This window comes from Amycolatopsis iheyensis, from assembly GCF_024703995.1.
In the GTDB taxonomy this organism is placed as follows: domain Bacteria; phylum Actinomycetota; class Actinomycetes; order Mycobacteriales; family Pseudonocardiaceae; genus Amycolatopsis; species Amycolatopsis iheyensis.
The window spans coordinates 1-20,214 of record NZ_JAMXQV010000037.1; the positions used below are offsets into that span (position 1 = coordinate 1).

At 70.9% G+C, this 20,214-nt stretch carries 18 protein-coding genes; 7 read left to right on the forward strand and 11 right to left on the reverse strand.

The window, feature by feature from the left end:
- The 4 genes from M8542_RS44280 to hppD all read right to left on the reverse strand — a co-directional run.
- Positions 1 to 2,106: WXG100 family type VII secretion target (locus M8542_RS44280; RefSeq protein ID WP_504970539.1), on the reverse strand; the 2,106-nt coding region annotated here is incomplete at its 3' end.
- 119 nt (positions 2,107 to 2,225) lie between these two features.
- Complete coding sequence (locus tag M8542_RS44285) at positions 2,226 to 2,534, reverse strand: type VII secretion target (protein ID WP_257926412.1); 309 nt, start codon at positions 2,532 to 2,534, stop codon at positions 2,226 to 2,228.
- Between the two features lie 11 nt (positions 2,535 to 2,545).
- Positions 2,546 to 3,100, reverse strand: coding sequence for a YbaB/EbfC family nucleoid-associated protein (locus tag M8542_RS44290; protein ID WP_257926413.1), 555 nt, complete (start codon positions 3,098 to 3,100; stop codon positions 2,546 to 2,548).
- 122 nt (positions 3,101 to 3,222) lie between these two features.
- Positions 3,223 to 4,422, reverse strand: a complete 1,200-nt coding sequence (hppD, locus tag M8542_RS44295) for a 4-hydroxyphenylpyruvate dioxygenase (protein ID WP_257926414.1) — start codon at positions 4,420 to 4,422, stop codon at positions 3,223 to 3,225.
- Between the two features lie 109 nt (positions 4,423 to 4,531).
- Here hppD and M8542_RS44300 point away from each other — a divergent pair, with 109 nt between their 5' ends.
- A complete protein-coding gene (locus M8542_RS44300; protein ID WP_257926488.1) occupies positions 4,532 to 5,005 on the forward strand; it encodes an Lrp/AsnC family transcriptional regulator in 474 nt (157 codons plus the stop codon).
- A 39-nt stretch (positions 5,006 to 5,044) separates the two neighbouring features.
- Here M8542_RS44300 and M8542_RS44305 read toward each other — a convergent pair whose 3' ends face one another.
- The 3 genes from M8542_RS44305 to M8542_RS44315 all read right to left on the reverse strand — a co-directional run bounded on the left by M8542_RS44305 (position 5,045) and on the right by M8542_RS44315 (position 7,049).
- Entirely contained in the window at positions 5,045 to 5,857 is an 813-nt protein-coding gene (locus M8542_RS44305) for an MBL fold metallo-hydrolase (RefSeq protein WP_257926415.1), read from the reverse strand.
- 49 nt (positions 5,858 to 5,906) lie between these two features.
- Complete coding sequence (gene greA / locus M8542_RS44310) at positions 5,907 to 6,410, reverse strand: transcription elongation factor GreA (RefSeq protein ID WP_086857442.1); 504 nt, start codon at positions 6,408 to 6,410, stop codon at positions 5,907 to 5,909.
- A 195-nt stretch (positions 6,411 to 6,605) separates the two neighbouring features.
- A complete protein-coding gene (locus tag M8542_RS44315) occupies positions 6,606 to 7,049 on the reverse strand; it encodes a DUF4307 domain-containing protein (protein ID WP_257926416.1) in 444 nt (147 codons plus the stop codon).
- Between the two features lie 136 nt (positions 7,050 to 7,185).
- On the opposite strand from M8542_RS44315, the gene mca reads away from it, so the two are divergent.
- Together mca and M8542_RS44325 are read left to right on the forward strand one after the other, a co-directional pair.
- Positions 7,186 to 8,064: a mycothiol conjugate amidase Mca gene (gene mca, locus M8542_RS44320; RefSeq protein ID WP_257926417.1), complete on the forward strand. Its 879-nt coding sequence runs from the start codon at positions 7,186 to 7,188 to the stop codon at positions 8,062 to 8,064.
- Between the two features lie 13 nt (positions 8,065 to 8,077).
- Positions 8,078 to 8,407: a hypothetical protein gene (locus M8542_RS44325; RefSeq protein ID WP_257926418.1), complete on the forward strand. Its 330-nt coding sequence runs from the start codon at positions 8,078 to 8,080 to the stop codon at positions 8,405 to 8,407.
- Between the two features lie 103 nt (positions 8,408 to 8,510).
- On the opposite strand, the gene M8542_RS44330 is transcribed toward M8542_RS44325, so the two are convergent.
- Together M8542_RS44330 and M8542_RS44335 are read right to left on the reverse strand one after the other, a co-directional pair.
- Positions 8,511 to 11,003, reverse strand: coding sequence for a polynucleotide kinase-phosphatase (locus M8542_RS44330; RefSeq protein WP_257926419.1), 2,493 nt, complete (start codon positions 11,001 to 11,003; stop codon positions 8,511 to 8,513).
- Positions 11,000 to 12,367, reverse strand: coding sequence for a 3' terminal RNA ribose 2'-O-methyltransferase Hen1 (locus M8542_RS44335; RefSeq protein WP_257926420.1), 1,368 nt, complete (start codon positions 12,365 to 12,367; stop codon positions 11,000 to 11,002). The genes M8542_RS44330 and M8542_RS44335 overlap by 4 nt, the downstream gene beginning before the upstream one ends.
- A gap of 65 nt (positions 12,368 to 12,432) precedes the next feature.
- Between M8542_RS44335 and M8542_RS44340 the strand changes: the two genes are divergently transcribed.
- Together M8542_RS44340 and abmR are read left to right on the forward strand one after the other, a co-directional pair.
- Positions 12,433 to 14,400: a thioredoxin domain-containing protein gene (locus M8542_RS44340; protein WP_257926421.1), complete on the forward strand. Its 1,968-nt coding sequence runs from the start codon at positions 12,433 to 12,435 to the stop codon at positions 14,398 to 14,400.
- A gap of 116 nt (positions 14,401 to 14,516) precedes the next feature.
- The gene (gene abmR / locus M8542_RS44345; protein WP_257926422.1) at positions 14,517 to 15,074 is read left to right on the forward strand and encodes an ATP-binding transcription factor AbmR; all 558 of its coding nucleotides are present in this window, start codon (positions 14,517 to 14,519) and stop codon (positions 15,072 to 15,074) included.
- Between the two features lie 181 nt (positions 15,075 to 15,255).
- On the opposite strand, the gene M8542_RS44350 is transcribed toward abmR, so the two are convergent.
- Together M8542_RS44350 and M8542_RS44355 are read right to left on the reverse strand one after the other, a co-directional pair.
- The gene (locus tag M8542_RS44350; RefSeq protein ID WP_257926423.1) at positions 15,256 to 15,684 is read right to left on the reverse strand and encodes a DUF8820 family protein; all 429 of its coding nucleotides are present in this window, start codon (positions 15,682 to 15,684) and stop codon (positions 15,256 to 15,258) included.
- A gap of 17 nt (positions 15,685 to 15,701) precedes the next feature.
- Positions 15,702 to 16,631, reverse strand: a complete 930-nt coding sequence (locus M8542_RS44355; protein WP_257926424.1) for a DUF6745 domain-containing protein — start codon at positions 16,629 to 16,631, stop codon at positions 15,702 to 15,704.
- A 222-nt stretch (positions 16,632 to 16,853) separates the two neighbouring features.
- Here M8542_RS44355 and M8542_RS44360 point away from each other — a divergent pair, with 222 nt between their 5' ends.
- Positions 16,854 to 18,227: a glycoside hydrolase family 28 protein gene (locus M8542_RS44360; protein ID WP_257926425.1), complete on the forward strand. Its 1,374-nt coding sequence runs from the start codon at positions 16,854 to 16,856 to the stop codon at positions 18,225 to 18,227.
- Positions 18,228 to 18,308: 81 nt separating this feature from the next.
- Positions 18,309 to 20,198 (forward strand): acyl-CoA dehydrogenase family protein, encoded by a 1,890-nt coding sequence (locus M8542_RS44365; protein WP_257926426.1) that lies wholly within the window; start codon positions 18,309 to 18,311, stop codon positions 20,196 to 20,198.
- Positions 20,199 to 20,214: the final 16 nt, after the last annotated feature.

A 20,214-nucleotide genomic window follows, 5' to 3' on the forward strand; every position in this document is an offset into this window, starting at 1 on the left:
GGGGGCGTCGGGGCTGCCGGTGCGCGGGCCGCCGGGTGCGTCGGGGCTGCCGGTGCGGGGGCGGCCGGGGGCGTCGGGGGTGTGGGCGCCGGGGCTGCCGGGGGTGCCCGTCCAGCCGGGGCCGCCGCCGGTGCGCGGGGAGCCGCCGCCGACCCCACCGGGAGATCCACCGCCGGGCGGCATGCCGCCACCCATCATCGGCGCACCACCCTGCGGCGGAACACCGGCCGCGGAGCCATCCCCACCCCGAGGGGACGGGAAGGTGCTCGGCTCACCGGTCCGCGGAGCGGCGGGCGCGGTCCCACTGGCGGAGGTGGTCCCGTCAGCCCGCGACGGCGCGGCACTGCTGGGGGTATCGCCCCCATGCGAGCCGAGACCATCGGACCGCGCGGCCGGCGAGGAATGCGTTGGAGCACCACCGGAATCGCCGGCTCGAGTGGGAGAGCCCCCACTGTGCGGGGCTGAGCTGTCGCCGGCGCGGGAGGGCGAGTTGTCGCCAGCATGCGAGGGCGAACTGTCTGCCGCTCGCGACGGCGAGTTGTCGCTCGCGTGTGAAGGCGAGTTGTCTGCGGCGCGGGAGGGGGAGTTGTCGCCGGCGCGCGTGGGGCTGGAGTCCCCGGTGTGCGAGGGCGAGTTGTCTGCGGCGCGGGAGGGCGAGCTGTCGCTCGCGTGCGAGGGTGAGTTGTCTGCGGCGCGGGAGGGCGAGCTGTCGCTCGCGTGCGAGGGCGAGTTGTCTGCCGCGCGGGAGGGCGAGCTGTCGCTCGCGTGTGAAGGTGAGTTGTCCGCGGCGCGCGAAGGTGAGCTATCGCCCGCGTGTGAAGGCGAACTGTCTGCTGCTCGCGAGGGCGAGTTGTCGCCGGCACGTGTGGGGCTGGAATCCCCGGCGTGCGAAGGCGAATTGTCCGCAGCACGGGAGGGCGAGTTGTCACCCGCGTGCGAAGGAGAGTTGTCTGCCGCGCGGGAGGGTGAGTTGTCTCCAGCGTGCGAAGGTGAACCGTCCGCAGTCGAAGAGGAGCTTTCGCCCGCGTGTGAAGGCGAGTTGTCCCCGCCACCCGAAGGCGACCCATCGCCACCACCCGCTGGCGAGCTGTCCCCCTCGCCAGCGTGCGAAGACGAACTGTCGCCACCCGAGCCATCGCGGCCGGAACCCCGGCGCGAGCCCGAGTCCGGCGACGAGTCGGCGGTCGCCGGATCCGCACTCGGCGAATCCCCGTCCGCGGAATGCGAGCCGTCCCCGCCGGAAGAGTCACCGGAAGAACCGTCCCCGGAAGAACCCTCGCCGGAATGCGAACCCTCCCCGGCAGAACCTTCCCCACCGGACGAGCCCTCCCCATGGGCACGGGCGTGAACCCCGCCCCCCTCACCCTTGGGGATCTTGTGGACGAACCCACCCTCCTTGATCTTCAACCCGTCGAGACCGCTGACCTTGCCCAGCACCTTGCCGAACACCTTGGCGATCTTCTCGAAGATGTCGACCAGCTTCGACAGCAGCGGCGACACCTTGCGGATCGTGTCGGTCAGCTTCTTGAGGAGCTCGCCGATCTTCTTGCCCCACTTGGCGATCGCCGCCGAGGCCTGGGCCACCACCACCGGGGTGCCGAAGCCGAGGGAGAAGACCTCCTCCATCACCCACGCGATCAGCTTGCCGACCAGGTCGGCGATCAGCTGCCGCACCGTCTCGCGGACGAACGACACCACCTGGCCCATGATCATGGTGACCGTGCTGATCGCGCCGGCCACCGTCGCCGCGCCCGACAACGCCTCGCTGTGCTCCGTCGCGAACTTCCGGTAGGCGTCGGCACCCGAACCCTGCCAGCCGGACGTGCCGTTCTTGACCGCGTTGTCGAAGTCGGTCTTGCGCTCGCCCAGCGCCTTCGAGACGTTGCCCCAGGTGTCGGCGTACGACTGGATCACCGGCGGGTTGCCCGCCACCGAGTCCAGCATGTCCTTCAGCGGCTGCACGTGCTCCATCAGGAACGACGCCACCGACGACATCAGGTACCCGAACGGGTCGACCGCCGCCCCGGCGATCTCGCCCGCCAGCGACAGCATGCCCAGGCCGCCGGAAACCCAGTCGCCGTCCTTGATGCCGTTGAACGCGTCCATCGACGACTCGGCGATGCCGATGCCGCCCGCCCAGCCGTAGTCGCCGTTGCCCGCGGTGAACGCGCCGGGCCCGTCCGGGTCCTGCTTCGACTCCGCGACGAGCGGGTTCCCCTCCGGCATCACGCACCGCCCGCGGACTTGTCGAGGTCGTCGGCGACACCGGTTTCGTACGTGTGGTACGCCGCGGCGGCTTCGCGGACCTTGCCCGACACCGCCGTCATCGCCTGCACGGCGTCCTTCAACGCGTCGATCCCGTACTGCTCCACCGGGTCGAGCAGCATCCGGAACGGCTGGCAGAGAATGCCGTACGCGTCGGTCGGCATGCTGACCTGGTTCGCCGCGTCGACGGCCTGCTGCAGCCCGTCACCGATGGCGTCGAGCTGCTTCGCGTGCGCCGTGAGGTCGGTGCTGAGTTCCACGTCCGTCATCGGTTTCCCCCTCAGGAAAGAATCGGCCCGCCGAAGTCGTCGTCATCGTCGTTGTCCACCGGACGCCGTCGCCGCGGCGGCTGCGGTGGCGCAGGTGGTGCGGGCGGCGCGGGTGGCGGGGTGCGCTGGTCGTCGCTGTCCTCCGGCAGGAACCGGCGGACGCGGTCGGGCTCCGGGAACGCGGGTTCGGGCTCCGGCGGCGGCTGCGGGAAGGTGCTCTGCGCCTCGCGGACGATCTCCACCGCCGCCTGGTCGCCGGTGCCGGTGGTCTCGGTCATGGCCTGCTGCAGCAGTTCCGGGATCCGCGCCTGCGCGCGCTGCACCAGCTGCATCACCTGCGCCGACACCTCGGCCATCCGCTTCCCCGAAGCGGCCTCGGCGATGACGAGGTTCTTCAGCAGCCCACGCGAATCGACGGTCACCTGGACCGTGCCGTCCTTCGACCGCTCGGTGACCGACTGGTCCTGCATGCGATCGGCCAGCGCCTGGTACCGGGCGGCGTTCTCCTCGAGCCGCTTGGTCCAGTTGTCGATCATCGCGTCGCTGGCGTCGATGCTGTCCGGCATCCCGGCCCCTTCTCTCTGCTCCACCCCACAGACGGATCCGGGAAGCCGTCGGTTCCCTGAATACGCCAAAGGCCACCATAGGGGACCTGGCGGTTCCCGATGGTGGCCTTCGCCGAGATGTGTCAGAGGTTGCCGCGGCGCTCCTGCTCCCGCTCGATCGCCTCGAACAGCGCCTTGAAGTTGCCCTTGCCGAAGCCGAGCGAGCCGTGGCGCTCGATCAGCTCGTAGAACACGGTCGGGCGGTCGCCGATCGGCTTGGTGAAGATCTGCAGCAGGTAGCCGTCCTCGTCGCGGTCGACCAGGATGCTGTGCTCCTTCAGCGTCTCGATCGACACGCGGACCTCGCCGATCCGGGCGCGCAGCTCCGGGTCCTCGTAGTACGAGGCCGGGGTGTCGAGGAACTCGACGCCGGCGGCACGCATCGCGGTGACCGTCGCGATGATGTCGTTGGTGGCCAGCGCGATGTGCTGGCAGCCCGCGCCGCCGTAGAACTCGAGGTACTCGTCGATCTGCGACTTCTTCTTCGCGACCGCGGGCTCGTTCAGCGGGAACTTGACCCGGTGGTTGCCGTTCGAGACGACCTTGCTCATCAGCGCCGAGTACTCGGTCGCGATGTCGTCGCCGACGAACTCCGCCATGTTCACGAAGCCCATGACGCGGTGGTACCAGTCGACCCAGTAGTCCATCTTGCCGAGCTCGACGTTGCCGACGCAGTGGTCGACGGCCTGGAACAGCCGCTTCGGCGCGCCCTCGGGCCGCTTGATGCCGCTCTCGCGCGGCTCGTAGCCGGGCAGGTAGACACCGGTGTAGCGCGACCGGTCGACCAGGGAGTGGCGGGTCTCGCCGTAGGTCGCGATCGCGGCGACGCGCACGGTGCCGTGGTCGTCGGAGACGTCGTGCGGCTCCTCGAGGATGGTCGCGCCCTGCGCGCGGGCGTGCTCGACGCACTTGTCGACGTCGGTGGTCTCGAGCGCCAGGTCGATGACGCCGTCGCCGTGCTTGCGGTGGTGGTCGAGCAGCGGCGAGTCCGGCTTCACGCCACCGGTGATGACGAACCGGGCCGAGCCGGACTTGAGGACGTAGGACTTGCGCTCGAAGTCGCCGGTCTCCGGTCCGGAGTACGCGACGAGCTGCATCCCGAACGCGATCTGGTAGTACCAGGCGGTCTGGGTGGCGTTGCCGGCGATGAACACGACCGCGTCCATGGCCTTGACCGGGAACGGGTCCGTCGAAGCGTCGTGGTCGACGAGGCCGACGAGCTGACGCAGCTGGTCGTAGCTGACGTCGTCGAGGGCGCCCTGGGGTTCGGCAGTCTGGGTCATACCTCGAAGGATCATCCCTGCGAGGCAAGATGCGCAATGGACTGAATTTTCACTGGACAAGATGACCGGTGTTGGCCGGACATCGGCTGTCATCGTGGACAATCTGCGTATGCCGGAGAACCTCGACGCGCTGGACGCGCGGCTGCTGCTGTTGCTCACCGACTCCCCGCGCCTGGGGGTGCTCGAGTGCGCCCGCCGGCTCGGCGTCGCCCGCGGCACGGTCCAGGCGCGGCTGGACCGGCTGACCGAGCGCGGCATCCTCGGCGGCTTCCCGCCGGAGCTCGACCTGGCGGCGATGGGCTACGGCCTGACGGCGTTCGCGGTGCTCGAGATCGCCCAGGGCCGCCGCGCGGAGGTGGCGGAGGCGCTGTCGGCGATCGACGAGGTGTGCGAGGTCCACGCGACGACCGGCCAGGGCGACCTGTTCGTCCGCATGGTCGCGCGTGGCAACGACGACCTGCAGCGGGTGATCGACGAGGTGGTCGGGGTGCCGGACGTGCTGCGGACGTCGACGTCGATCGCGTTGTCGACGCCGGTGCCACCGCGGGTCCGCCCCCTGCTGGAGCGGACCGCGCGGGCCTGACCTGTGGACAACCGCCGCTTTCACGTGAAAGCGGCGCTCTCAGCCTTCGTCGAGGACGTGGGCCAGGTAGCGCTGGGCCGAGCGCTGGACGACCTCGAAGCCGTCGGTGCGCACGATCGCGTCCCACCAGGCCCCGTAGATCGCCTCGAAGCGGTACCCGGCCAGCAGCTCGGCCGCGCGCCGGACGATGTGCGGCCGCTCCGGGACCAGGTTCGGGTAGCTGTACATGAAGCCCACGTGCGTCCGGTCCGGGATGACCTGCACGATGTCGCCGGACAGCAGCGCGCCCTGGCCTTCTTCGCCGTCCGGCCAGTGCAGGACCGTGCCGCCGGTGAAGTGCACGCCGAGGTTGATCAGGCGCAGGTCTTCGGCGACGTCCAGGGTGGTGCCGGACCACAGCTTCACCGCCGGGTCGGGCCGGCCGATCCACTCCTGGTCGCCCTCGTGCAGGTAGATGGGGACGTCGAACGCGTGCGCCCACTCCACCATCGTCGTGTAGTAGTGCGGGTGGCTGATCGCGATGCCGGTGATGCCGCCGAGGTCGCGGACCTGCTGGACCAGGGCGTCGTCGAGGTAGGCGGCGCAGTCCCAGAGGAAGTTGCCGGACCGCGCCTGCACCAGCAACGCGCGTTCGCCGATCGCGAACCCGGGGTTCGAGCCGACGCCGATGATGCCCGGGCCCTGCGCTTCGATCCGCGGTGTGTAGGTGCCGCTCTCGCGGAGCGACGCGAGGTTCGTCCACTGCTGCCCGGACTGCGGGACGTACTGGCGTTCGTCTTCGCAGACCGGGCAGTCGTCGCGGGCCACGGCGTACTGCATGCCGCAGGCCTGGCAGATCGGTTCGGTGCTCACGACTGTGTCCTCCCAGAGTGTGGATCCTGGGAGGACACGCTAGCCGCGGCTACTTGGCGTCGGTGTAGGGAACCGCCTTGACGAGGGTCACCTTCTGGAGCTTGCCGTTGGGCAGCTCGTACTCGCGCGACTCGCCCTCCTTGGCGCCGAGCAGGGCCTTGCCCAGCGGCGACTCCGGGGAGTACACGTCGAGTTCGCCTTCGGCGCCCTCTTCGCGGGTGGCGAGCAGGAACTTCTCGTCCTCGTCGTCGCCCTCGTAGCGGACCGTGAGGACCTTGCCGGGGCCGGCGGTGCCGTCGTTCGCGGGCGCTTCGCCGACCTTGGCCGAGCGCAGCAGCTCCTGCAGGTGCCGGATGCGCGCCTCGGCCTGGCCCTGTTCTTCACGGGCGGCGTGGTAGCCCCCGTTCTCCTTGAGGTCGCCCTCTTCGCGGCTGTCGTTGATGCGCGCGGCGATGACCGGCCGATTCTCGATCATTTCGTCGAGCTCGTGCTTGAGCCGGTCGTAGGCATCCTGGGTGAGCCAGGTCACCTTGGTGTCGCTCACGGTCACCATCTCCTCGTCGGGCCTGCCAGGCTTGCGTGTTCAAGCCGGCCCACGCGGGCGTAGGTGCCCGCGTGGCTGAGATAAAGGAAAAACACGGCCCGTCGCGGGCCGTGCTGAAGGGTCAGACTATCACGGCGCGACAGGCCGACGCCCGTTATTTCCGCACGCCGTGGGCGTTGGGCGCGCGGTTCACCCCGTTGGCCGCTATGGGGTTGACAGATAGTCTGGTATGTCGTACGAGCAGCCGTAGACGTCGGCCGTCACCGGTTCCCCGATGCTGCGGATCGTCGTGGTCATCCTGCTGTACTTCGCGCCGGCGGGGATCAGGAGCTCTTTGCGGCCGCTCTCGGCGCCGGTCTTGTCCCGGACGCGGACGACGCACACGCCCGGCCGGTCGTTGTCGTCCCGCGTGACGTTCAGGGTGATTTCCATCGCGTTGCCCGGTTTCTTGGCGAACGCGACGCGCTCGGCGTCGATCGGCGCGGACCCGAGGTTGACGTAGGCGACCCACGCGATCACGCCGCTGACCAGCAGGGCGATGGCCAGGAAGAGCCACCGGCGCCAGCGCCGGGGCGCCTTGGCCCGGGTGCTGCCGTACCGGCCCTCGGGCAGCACGGGTGCTGCCGTTTTCGCCGGTCCGCCTGCCAACGCGGGGCCTCCTGCTCGTTCTTGTCGTACCCCTGGGGACAATGGTGGGGCGGGTACGACACCGAGTATCCGCCCGCTGGGTGGGCGGCCCGCAGGTGGGTCGCGGAATACGGGTAGTGAAGGAGTCGTTCGCAGCATGGTGGACCAGCTGACGAAGCCGCGCTTGCGCATGATGGCCGTACACGCACATCCGGACGACGAGTCGAGCAAGGGCGCCGCCTCGATGGCGCGCTACGCCGCCGAGGGGCACGAGGTGCTCGTCGTCACGTGCACCGGGGGCGAAGCCGGCAGCATTCTCAACCCGGCCATGGACCGGCCCGAAGTCCTGGCGAACATGACCGAGATCCGCCGGGAGGAGATGGCCCGCGCGGCCAAGATCCTCGGCGTCAGCCAGCGCTGGCTCGGGTTCGTCGACTCCGGCCTGCCGGAGGGCGACCCGCTGCCGCCGGTGCCCGAGGGCTCGTTCGCGGTCGTCCCGCTCGAGGAGTCCACCGAGGCGCTGGTGCGCGTGATCCGGGAGTTCCGCCCGCACGTCATCACGACCTACGACGAGAACGGCGGCTACCCGCACCCCGACCACATCCGCACGCACGAGGTGTCGATGGCGGCGTGGGACGCGGCGGGCGACCCCGACCGCTTCCCCGAGGCGGGCGAGCCGTGGCAGCCGCTGAAGCTGTACTACATGCACGGCTTCTCGAAGGCCCGGATGGTGGCGTTCGACGCCGCGCTGAAGGAGGCCGGGCTCGAGTCGCCGTACACCGAGTGGCTGGCCAAGTGGGACCCGGATCGCGCCGATGTGATGGAGCGGGTGACGACCCGCGTCGAGTGCGGTGAATACTTCGAGGTGCGGGACGAGGCGCTGAAGGCGCACGCCACGCAGATCGACCCGAACAGCCGCTGGTTCTTCGTCCCGTTGGAGATCCAGCGCGAGACTTGGCCGACCGAGGAGTACGAGCTGGTCAAGTCGCAGGTCGACAGCACGTTGCCGGAGGACGACCTGTTCGCCGGCATCTAGGAGAAGGTGAACTATGAGTCTGACGCTGCCGGCCGGCGTGGCGCTTCCGGTGACCTCGGCGGCCCTGGTCCTGACGCAGCAGCCGGGCAACGGCGACAACGGCGGGCAGGGGGAGGACTTCGGCAAGTCGTCCCCGGTCGGCTTCCTGGTGCTGATCCTCTTCCTCATCGCGGTGGCCTTCCTGGTCCGGTCGATGACGAAGCACCTCAAGCGCGTCCCGGCCAGCTTCGACGAGCCGCCCGCGGAGGAGAAGCCGGCGGAACCGGCCCCGGCCGACCCGCCCGCCGACCCCGCCACCGAGAAGCCCGCGAAGGACTCTTCGCCGACGAAGGCAGACAGCTAGCTCCAGTCCCAAGCGCCCCAATGTGGCGTTCGGTGCGTCAGACGCACCGAACGCCACATTGGGTGCGTTGAACGCACCCAACGCCACATTGGGGCGCTGTGGGCTAGAGCCGCGGGTCCACCGGGTCCGACTCCAGCGCGAGCACCGCGAACACGCACTCGTGCACGCGCCACAGCGGCTCGCCGCGGGCCAGCCGCTCCAGTGCCTCCAGCCCCAGCGCGTACTCGCGCAGCGCGAGCATCCGCTTGCGGTTGAGCCCGCGCTTGCGCAGCCGGTCCAGGTTCGCCGGCAGCGTGTAGTCCGGGCCGTAGATGATCCGCAGGTACTCGCGCCCGCGGACCTTCACCCCGGGCTGCACCAGCCCGCGCGCACCCCGCGTCAGGTTCGCCGCCGGCTTGACGACCATGCCTTCGCCGCCGTCGGCCGTCAACGACTCCCACCACGAGACGCCCTCGGCGACCGACGCCGCGTCAAGCAGGTCCACCGTCCGCGTCCGGGTCCGCTGGAAGCGCGGCCCGGCCAGCCGGTCCAGCAGCGACAGGTGCCACGAGTGCGGCCGGTCGTGGTAGGCCGCACCGTCGGAGGCCAGCAGCTGGAACGGCGCCAGCCGGACGCCGTCCAGGCCCGACGTCGGCCAGCAGTAACGCCGGTACGCCGTCCGGTAGGCGTCCACTGTGGACTCCCGGAGCGCCGTTCGCTTCAGCAGGTCCGTGACGTCGATGCCGCGCGCGGCCGCCGTCGAGAGCGTCGAGACCGCCGCCGGCAGCACGGCCTGCGCGGCCGCGCCCACCGACGCGTACTGGTCCGCGATCAGCGAACCCGCCTTCGCGCTCCACGGCAGCAGCTCGGCGTCGAGCAGCAGCCAGCCCGAGTTCAGCTCCTCGAACAGCCCGGCCGCCGCCGTGCGCACCTCGGCGAGCAGCGCAGCGTTCTGCGCCGCCGAGAAGAACGGCCGCCCGGTGCGCGTGTACACCGCCCCGCCGCCGTGGATGCCGAAGCGCTGCGAAGCGACGTCGTCGTCTCGGCACACCAGCACGACCGCCCGCGAGCCCATGTGCTTCTCTTCGCACACCACGGACTCCACCCCGGCCGCCCGGTACTCGGCGAACGCCTCCTCCGGGTGTTCCAGGTAGTCGTCGCGCGACGACGTCGAGCACGGCGCCATCGTCGGCGGCAGGTAGGGCAGCCACCGCGGGTCGACCGCGAACCGGCTCATCACCTCCAGCGCCGCCGCCGACTGCTCCGCCGAGACGCCGACCCGGCCGTGGTGCGCGGTCTGCACGATCCGCTTCCCGGTGACGTCGGCCAGCTCCAGCACGGCCGGCTCACGCCCGCCGAGCGGCCGCGAGGAGTCCAGCGGCCGGGCCGGCTCGTACCAGACGCGCTGCGCCTTCACGGAGACGACTTCGCGCTCCGGGTAGCGCAACGCGGTCAGCTTGCCGCCGAACACGACGCCGGTGTCGAGGCACATCGTGTTGTTGACCCACTCCGGCTCGAGCGTCGGCGTGTGCCCGTAGAGCACCATCGCGGACCCGCGGTAGTCGCGCGCCCACGGCAGCCGCACCGGCAGCCCGTACTCGTCGGTCTCGCCGGTCGTGTCGCCGTAGAGCGCCATGCTCCGCACCCGCCCGGACGCGCGCCCGTGGTACCGCTCGGGCAGCCCGGCGTGCGCGACGACGAGGTCGCCGCCGTCGAGGACGTAGTGCGCGATCAGCCCGTCGCAGAATTCGTGCGCCTGCCGCCGGAACTCTTCGCTTTCCGCGGCGAGCTGCTCGAGCGACTCGGCCAGCCCGTGCGCGACGTTGACCTTCCGCCCGTGCAGCGCGCGCACCAGCTTCTGCTCGTGGTTGCCGCAGACGACCAGCGCGTTCCCGGTCGAGGCCATGCCCATGACGCGCCGCAGCACGCCCGGGGTGTCCGGGCCGCGGTCGACGAGGTCGCCGACGAACACCGCGGTCCGCCCGGCCGGGTGGACGCCGTCGGCGTACCCCAGCTCGGCCAGCAGCTCTTCGAGCTCGGCCGCGCAGCCGTGGACGTCGCCGATCACGTCGAAGGGCCCGGTCAGCTCGCGCTTGTCGTTGCGCAACGGCTCGGTGATGATCTCCGCCGCGGCGACCTCGGCCTCGCCGCGCAGCACGTGCACCCGCCGGAAACCCTCGCGCTCCAGCGACTTCAGCGAGCGCATCAGCTCACCGCGCTGGCGCCGGATCACGTGGTCGCCGAAGTCGCGGTCGGGCCGCGAGGCGTTCCGCGCGACGCACACGCCGAGCGGCAGGTCGAGCACGATCGCCGTCGGCAGCACGTCGTGCTCCTTCGCGAGCTTCACCAGGCTCGCCCGCGAAGCGCGCTGGACGTTCGTCGCGTCGATGACGGTCATCCGCCCGGCCGCGAGCCGCTTGCCCGCGACGTAGTGCAGCGCGTCGAAGGCGTCGCCGGACGCGGACTGGTCGTTCTCGTCGTCGGCGACGAGCCCGCGGAAGAAGTCGCTGGAGAGCACCTGCGTCGGCGCGAAGTGCGTGCGTGCGAACGTCGACTTGCCGGAGCCGGAAGCGCCGACGAGCACGACGAGCGACATGTCGGGAACGGTCAGCTTCACGCGGCCACCTCCTCGTTGCTCGTGAAGACCGCCAGTTGGGTCGGCGGTCCCGAAACCTGGTCCTCCGGTCCCACCGGGAGGAACCGCACGGCGTAGCCGTACCGGGCGGCGACGCCGTCGGACCACGCGCGGAATTCCGCCCGCGTCCATTCGAACCGGTGGTCGGCGTGCCGGAAATGCCCCATCGGCAGGAACTCGAACAGCCGGTTGTACTCCGCGTTCGGCGTCGTGACGAGCACCGTGCGCGGCGCCGCGACCCCGAACACCGCGTGCTCCAGGGCCGGCAGGCGCTCTTCGTCGATGTGTTCGACGACCTCCATCAGCACCGCGGCGTCGTAGCCGGCCAGCGCCGGGTCGGCGTAGGTCAGCGCGGACTGCCGCAGCGTGACGCGGGTGCCGTCCTTCATCCGCTTTTCGGCGATGTTCAGCGCGCTCGAGGAGACGTCGACGCCGACGATCTCGGTGAACGACCGGTCCTTCTCGAGCACGCGCAGCAGCGCGCCGCCCCCGCAGCCGAGGTCGAGCACGCGCCGGGCGCCCGCGGCCCGCAACGCGGCGAGCACACTGCCGTGGCGCTGCGAGGCGAGGCTCTCCGGCTTGTCCGGCACCTCGGTGACGAGTGCCTCGGCCTCGGCCGGGACGTCGTCCGCCTCGGCCAGCCGCGAGAGCGCATACGCGACGACCGGGCGGCGCCGCTCGAGGTAGCGGTTCGTGATGAGCGTCCGCTCGGGGTGGTCGCCGAGCCAGCCTTCGCCGGCGCGCAGCAGCTTGTCGGCCTCGTCCTGGCCGACCCAGTAGTGCTTGTCGCCGTCGAGGGCGGGCAGCAGGACGTAGAGGTGACGGAGTGCGTCGGCCACCCGGTGCGTGCCGGTGAGCCGCAGGTCGACGTAGCGGCTGTCGCCCCACTGCGGGAACTCGGGGTCGAGCGGGATCGGCGTGGCGGTGATCTGCCAGCCGAGCGGCGCGAACAGCTTGTGCACGACCTCGGCGCCGCCGCGCGCGGACAGCGCCGGCACCTGGATCTCCAGGTCGAACGCCTCGTCGACGAGCTCCGGCCGCGCGGCACAGCGCCCGGCGAGCGCGGTGGTGAACGCGGCCCGCAGCGCGACCCCGAGGTACGAGCCGCCGGCGTAGGGCCGGTCGTTGACGTACTGGGTCAGCGACGTCCCGCCACCCCGCACGAGCGCGACGGGGTCGATCTCGACGAACAACGCGACGGTGCACCGCTCCGGCTCCGCTTCGGGGTAGAAGACGTGCGCGGTGCCGGCGGAAAGCGCGACCGACTGGGCCTTCTCCGGGTGTTTGTGCAGGAGGAAGCCCAGTTCGGTGGCGGGGTTGCGGGTCGTCGTGATCGTCAGCAGCACCGGCTCAGTGTGGCGGAGTGCCGGTGAGGCGCGCGCCCGGTTTTCCGGGGTGCGACCCTGGAGGCATGAACCGCCTCGCCAGCGCGACCAGCCCGTACCTGCTCCAGCACGCGGACAACCCGGTCGAATGGTGGCAGTGGGGTCCCGAGGCGCTGGCCGAGGCGCGGCTGCGGAACGTGCCGATCCTGCTTTCGGTCGGCTACGCCGCGTGCCACTGGTGCCACGTCATGGCGCACGAGTCCTTCGAGGACGCCGAAACCGCCGCCGTCATGAACGCGGGCTTCGTCAACATCAAGGTCGACCGCGAGGAGCGGCCGGACATCGACGCCGTGTACATGGCCGCCACCCAGGCGATGACCGGGCAAGGCGGCTGGCCGATGACGTGCTTCCTGACCCCGGACGGCGAGCCGTTCCACTGCGGCACCTACTACCCGCCGTCGCCGCGGCCCGGCATGCCGTCGTTCCGGCAGCTGCTCGCCGCCGTCACCGAGGCGTGGCGGGAGCGGCCGGCCGAGCTGCTCGACGGCGCGAAGCAGATCGTCGCGCACATCGCCGAGCAGACCGGCCCGCTCAAGGAGTCCGTTGTGGACGAAGCCGTGCTCGCGGGCGCGGTCGAGAAGCTGGCGCAGGAAGCGGATCCGGTCAACGGCGGGTTCGGCCGCGCGCCGAAGTTCCCGCCGTCGATGGTCCTGGAGTTCCTCCTGCGCCACCACGAGCGCACCGGGTCGGACGTCGCGCTGTCCCTTGTGGACAAGACGGCCGAGGCGATGGCCCGCGGTGGCCTCTACGACCAGCTCGCGGGTGGCTTCGCGCGGTACTCCGTCGACGCCGAGTGGATCGTGCCGCACTTCGAGAAGATGTTGTACGACAACGCGTTGCTGCTCAGGTTCTACGCGCACCTGTGGCGGCGCACCGGCTCGGCGACGGGCTTGCGGGTCGCGTCGGGCACCGCCGAGTTCCTTTTCGATGGGCTGCGAACGCCGGAAGGTGGGTTCGCCTCCTCGCTGGACGCGGACACCGACGGCGTCGAAGGCCTGACGTACGTCTGGACGCCGGCGCAGCTGCGCGAGGTGCTCGGCGACGACTCCGCGGCGGCGCTGTTCGGCGTCACGGAAGAGGGCACGTTCGAGGAGGGTGCGTCGACGTTGCGCCTGTTCGGCGACCTGCCGGAAGCGACGCGCGTCAAGCTCCTGGAGGCCCGCGCGAAGCGGCCGCAGCCGGGCCGGGACGACAAGATCATCGCGTCCTGGAACGGCTTGGCGATCACCGCCCTGGCCGAGGCGGGCGTCGCGCTGGACCGTCCACAGTGGATCGAGTGGGCGGTCGACGCGGCCGAGCTGCTGCTGCGGGTGCACGTCGTCGACGGACGGCTCCGGCGCAGCTCGCGTGACGGCGTCGTCGGCGACTCGGCGGGCGTCCTGGAGGACTACGCCTGCGTTGCCGACGGGTTCCTGGCCCTGCACCAGGCGACCGGTGACGCGAAGTGGCTCGCCGAGGCGACCCGGCTGCTGGACCTCGCGTTGACGCACTTCGCGTCCCCGGACGTCCCGGGCGCGTACTTCGACACCGCCGACGACGCCGAGACGCTGGTCCAGCGCCCGGCCGACCCGGGGGACAACGCGAGCCCGGCGGGGGCGTCGGCGCTGGCCGGCGCGTTGCTGACGGCGTCCGCGCTGGCGGGCCACGAGAGCGCGGCGCGCTATCGCGAGGCGGCCGAGCTGGCGGTTCGCCGGGTCGGGGTGCTCGCCGGGCGGGTGCCGCGGTTCGCCGGGCACTGGCTGTCGGTCGCCGAAGCCCTGCAGGCCGGTCCGGTGCAGGTGGCGGTGGTCGGCGGCGATCCTTCGCTCCGGCTGGCCACGGCGCGCGGGGTGCACGGCGGCGGCATCGTGCTGGCGGGCGAGCCGGACGCGCCGGGTGTCCCGCTGCTGGCGGAGCGCCCGCTGGTCGACGGCGCGGCGGCGGCGTACGTCTGCCGCGGTTACGTCTGCGACCGCCCGGTCACGTCCGCGGAGGCGCTCGCCGCTCAGCTCTGAGCGGCACTTTTACGTGAAAGTGCCGCATTGCGCTCTGGGTGAACGGCATGCCCAAGGCGCTGCTTTCGGCGTAGCGTCAGTAGCGTTGTAATCATGTAATCGCGGAGGTGGCGAACATGGGACGAGGCTGGAAGGGCGGCCGCGGCTGGCAGCAGGCGGAGGTGCCGTCGGCCGACGATGCGGCGGCCTGGTTCGGCGGGCGCCTGCCCGACGGCTGGTTCACCGGCGCGCCGGAGGTCACGGTCGACCGCGAGGAGATCATCGTCGTCGGCGAGCTGCCGGCGCTGACCGAGGAGCACGCCGACGACGCGGCCCGCGCGGCCGCCGAAGAGGGCCGGATCAGCCGGTACCGCGAGGAGACGCGCGACGAGCGCATCGAGATCGCGCGCCAGGCCGAGCACCGCTACCAGCGCAAGGTGTCGTGGGGCGCGCGGCTGGGTGGCACCAAGGCGCTGTTCACGACGCATTCGGCCCCGGTGATGACCCGGCTGCGGCAGCCGGAGCGCCTGATCCTGGACACGCTGGTGGACGCGGGCGTGGCCCGCTCCCGGTCGGACGCGCTGGCCTGGGCGGTCCGCCTGGTGGGCGAGCATGCGGACAGCTGGCTCGGCGAGCTGCGGGAAGCGATGAGCAAGGTCGACGACTTGCGCTCGAAGGGCCCGGACCTGGCTTGACCCACGGGGTGCCGCCCCCTCGACGGCACCCCGCGAGCCCTCCCTGCCGCAGTTGTCGTGAGTGTTCAGGGCGGGTAGAACCGCCCGGGACACACAACCCGGCGCCGGCCGCCCCCCCCCCCGCGGGTTGTTTGTGTGGGTGGGGGGGGGCCCCCCCCCCCCCCCCACCCCCCCCCACGGCTCAGTCCGCGACCAGGATCGGCTTCCGGAAGCCCGCACCCAGCTCACGCTGCCGCCGCACGCACCAGGCGCCCGGCGCGATGCCGGTCGCCCCGTGTTCCGGGTGGATGAGGTACGCCGGCGCGGTGTTCTCGAACGCCGCGATCGCCAGGCGTTCCGGGTCGCCCACCCAGGTCGTCAGGCGGCACGTGCCGCGGTCCGCGACCAGCGTGTGCGGGTTGTTGCCCGCTTCGCCGCGGACGAGTTCACGTCCTTCCGCGGGCAGTTCCCAGAAATCGCGCCGCGTGTGCGACGGCGCGACCAGGGCGAGCGGCAGCACGAGCAGGTCACCCTGGGCCTGCAGGCCGTCGATCACCGGGACGGTGACCTGGCGGTCCAGGTGGTCGAGGACGTCGAGCCCGGTCCGGTCGAGCAGTTCGGCAAGGTACACAGGAATCACCTCGGGAGTCAGGTCCGGCGCAGCAGGCCGGCGTACTGGGCTCCGGTGAGCCCGTACGACCAGCCGGCCGCGTCCAGGGGATGGTCGAATTCGGCGGGCACGCGCAGCCCGTAGCGGCGGCGAGTGCCGTCACGCTCCACCGAGCCGTTCACGGCCAGCAGCAGCCGCGTGGGCGCGTGCCACTTCTGCGGTGGCAGGTTGTAGAGCTGGAGTTCGCAGCCGGGGTTGCCGGGATCGGGTGCCTGGCTCAGGAGTTTCAGCCCGGACTGGTCGATGTAGGCGGGCCAGCCGAGGTGCTCGACCGCGCACCGCCGCACCTCGACGTTGAACTCCTTGTTGATCCGTTCCGCGGTCGGGTCCTCGATCACCCAGGACGGCACCCGCGTGCCGTGCCACACGTGCACGGTCCAGCCGTCGGGGTAGACCACTGCGGGCCCGGTCGCGCAGTGCAGCCGGCGGCCGTCGCCGGCGGGCTCGGTGCGGAGGGCGAGGGGCCGTTCGGCGACGACGCAGTAGCCGTCGCGCGGCCACCACCAGCCGCACGAGCGCACGAGGGTCGCCCACAGCTCCGTTTCCGGCTCGCCCGTGTCCGGCTCCACCCAGTAGACGTCCTGCTGGCCGTACCAGTGCAGACCGAGGTGCTGCGGGATCGCGGCCCTGATCAGGCCGGCGATGGCGTCTTTGGCGGTCTGCCGCAGTCCGGGACGTTCGCGGCGACGGGCCCGCAGCGCGGTCACCCGGTTCGCCAACCGCCCTTCCACTGCTTGCCGACCGGCCAGGGAAAGCGCTTGCGGCGGCGGTAATTCGGCCACCGCGGCGTTCGGCGACGGCACCCAGACGAACTCGGGCGGTGGCTCGCCCAGCAGGGCGTACAAGCGGGTGATGGCGTCCTCGGCCGCCGCGCGATCAGCGGGATCGGTGCGGAAGGCGTGCTTCACCCATGCGGAATAGTCGGGAATCCGGCGGTCCGGCCGCCGCGAGGCGCTCAACGCGCGAGGGCGCGCACGCCCTTTCGAATCGACATGTCCCGATCATGACAGCACGTTCGCCGATCGCGCAAGCCTGGACCTGGCGCGGCCTTCGCGCCTAGAGTTCGTCTTGTCCACGGTCCGTGCCGTGGTTCCGCCGTCGCACCGCACTTTCCGTGAAGGAAGGCGTCCATGGACGGCAGGTTCACCCGGCGGCAGCTGATCAAGGGCACGCTGGCGGTTTCTCTGGTCCCCGGCATCCCGGTGGCGCCCGCGCGCCGGTATCGCCTCGACGTGCCCACGCTCCCGTGGCCGGCGGCGAACGACATCGTCGCGAACACCACGATCCCGGCGTTTCCCGAGCGCAGTTTCCCGATCACCGGCTACGGCGCGAAGAACGACGGCAAGACCGACAGCACCGCGGCGATCAGGAAGGCGATCGAAGCCTGCGCCGCGGCGGGCGGCGGGCACGTGATCGTGCCGTCCGGCGGCAGTTTCCTCACCGGCGCCATTCAGCTGAAGAGCAACGTCGACCTGCACCTGGAACCGGGCGCGGTGCTGAAGTTCAGCGGTGACGCGGCGAAGTTCCCGAACGTCCTCACGCGCTACGAAGGCATCGAATGCGTCAACCGTTCGCCGATGATCTACGCGTACGGGGAAAAGAACATCGGCCTCACCGGAAGCGGCACCCTCGACGCCGCGGCGACGTCGTCGTGGAACAAGGGCAGCGACCGCGCGTACCTGGAAACGCTGGTGGCCAAGGGAACCCCGCCGGAGAAGCGCGTCGTGCCCGGCTCCGGGCACACCATGCGGTCGGCGTTCGTCGAGCCGTACGCGTGCGAGAACGTGCTGATCCAAGGCATCACCCTGAAGAACTCCATGTTCTGGCAGCTGCACCCGACGCTGTGCCGCAACGTGACGGTCGACGGCGTCAGCACCGACCCCAGCACCGCGCACTCCAACACCGACGGCTGCGACCCGGAGTCGTGCGACCACGTCGTCATCGCGAACTGCGCGCTCGGCGCGCACGACGACAACATCGCGATCAAGGCCGGCCGCGACGCCGACGGTCGCCGCGTCAACGTCCCGTGCCAGAACCTGGTCGTCGTCGACTGCGTGATGAACGGCAACTGGGGCGCGATCACCTGCGGCAGCGAGCAGACCGGCGGGATCCGCAACGTCTACGCGTACCGGCTCACCGTGAAGGGTGACACGAAGTTCGCGCTGTACGTGAAGTCCAACACGCTGCGTGGCGGGTTCTCGGAGAACATCAACCTCGACAGCGTGACCGGCACCTTCGCGCGCAACTACGTGTTCGTGACGTCGACGTACAACAACCAGACGGGGACGACACCGCCCTCGTTCGGGCCGTTCACGATCAGCAACTGCGCGAGCACGAAGATCGCGGGCAAGACCTTCGACGTCAGCGGGCTTTCCGCCGCCCACGTGCACGGCTTCAGCGTGGCGAACTCCACGTTTGAGGGCGTGTCCGATCCGTCGAACACGCTGAAGTACGTGGACAACGCGAAGTTCACGAACGTGACGGTGAACGGCAAGCCGATCTGAGACCTGCGGAATCGGCGCGGCTGCGGCAGGCTTACTACCAACAAGTAGCAAGCCTGCCGTCAGTCCTTTCCGGAGGTAGCCGTGGACGTCCCCGAAGTGCCCTCGAAGGTGGATCCGGGCGCGGTGACCGCTGTGCTCGACGGCCGCTGGGCGGAGCTGCGGCGCGCGGTGCGCGCGCAGATGAGCGAGGCGGAGTTCCGGGACCCGGTGGCCCTCGACGTCGAAGCGCACCGCGCCCAGGTGCTCGACCAGCTGCGCGCGCTCGCCGAGACCGACCGCCCCGGCCTGGGCTTCGACCCCGCGTACGGCGGCGGGGGCGACGTCGGCGGCTCGGTGGTGTCGTTCGAGCTGCTGGGCTACGGCGACCTGTCGCTGATGGTGAAGGCCGGTGTCCAATGGGGACTGTTCGGGGGCGCCGTCCAGCTGCTCGGCACCGAGCGGCACCACGAGCGGCACCTCCGTGACATCATGAATCTGGACCTGCTGGGCTGCTTCGCGATGACCGAGCACGGCCACGGCTCCGACGTCCAGCACCTGCGGACCACGGCGACCTTCGTGGACGGTGGCTTCGTCGTGCACACCCCGGACACGATGGCCACCAAGGAGTACATCGGGAACGCGGCCCGCGACGGCCGGATGGCGGTCGTCTTCGCCCAGCTGGTCACGGGTTCCGAAGAGCGTGGCGTGCACGCGTTCCTCGTGCCGATCCGGGACGAGAACGGCAATCCGATGCCCGGGGTGTCCATCGAGGACTGCGGCCCGAAGGCCGGCCTGAACGGTGTCGACAATGGACGGTTGAGCTTCGACCACGTCGAGATCCCGCGTGAGGCCCTGCTGAACCGCTTCGGCGACGTCGACGCGGACGGCGCTTACTCGAGCCCGATCGAAAGCGACAGCCGCCGGTTCTTCACGATGCTGGGCACGCTGATCCGCGGCCGGGTGAGCGTCGGCGGCAGCGCGGGCAGCGCGACGAAACGCGCGCTGGCGCTGGCGATCCGCTACGGCGAGCACCGGCGCCAGTTCATGACACCCGGCGGCGACGAGGTCGTCATCCTCGACTACCTCGGCCACCAGCGGAAGCTGCTGCCGGCGCTGGCGAAGACGTACGCGCTGCACTTCGCGCAGGAAGAGCTGGTGTCGAAGCTGAACGACATCGACTCGTCGGCGCCCGAGGAGGAGCAGCGCGAGCTGGAGTCGCGCGCGGCCGGGCTGAAGGCGCTCAACACGTGGCACGCCACGGCGACGATCCAGGCGGCGCGCGAGGCGTGCGGCGGCTCGGGCTACCTGTCGGAGAACCTGCTGCCCGGGCTGAAGGCGGACACCGACGTCTTCACGACGTTCGAAGGCGACAACACGGTGTTGCTGCAACTGGTCGCGAAGGGCCTGCTGACCAGCTACAAGCACGACTTCGAGGACCTCTCACCGCTGGCCACGGCCCGGTTCTTCACCGACCAGGTGGTCAACGCGATCCTGGAGCGGACGTCCGTGCGCAAGGCGCTCGACGCGCTCACCGAGGGTTCGGACGCCGACGTCTTCTTCAGCCGGGAATGGCAGCTGAAGCTGTTCGAGGACCGCGAACAGCACGTGGTGGAGGGCGTGGTGAAGCGCCTGCGCAAGGCCGGCGACGACCCGTTCGGGGTGTTCAACGCGGCGCAGGACCACGTGCTGCGTGCCGGTCGGGTGCACGTCGAGCGGCTGGTCCTGGAGGCGTTCGCGGCGGCCGTCGAGCGGTGTGAAGACCCGGACGCGCGCACGCTGCTCGAGCGCGTCTGCGATCTGTACGCACTTTCGGCGATCGAAGAGGACCTGGCCTGGTTCCTGGGCCACGGCCGCCTGACGGCCTCACGCGCGAAGGCCGTCACCAACGCGGTGAACGGCCTGTGCGCGGAGCTGCGCCCGCACGCGCGGGCGCTGGTCGACGCGTTCGCGATCCCGGAGCAGTTCCTGGCGGCGCCGATGCTGCGGTCCTGAGTGTTTCGTTCCGGAG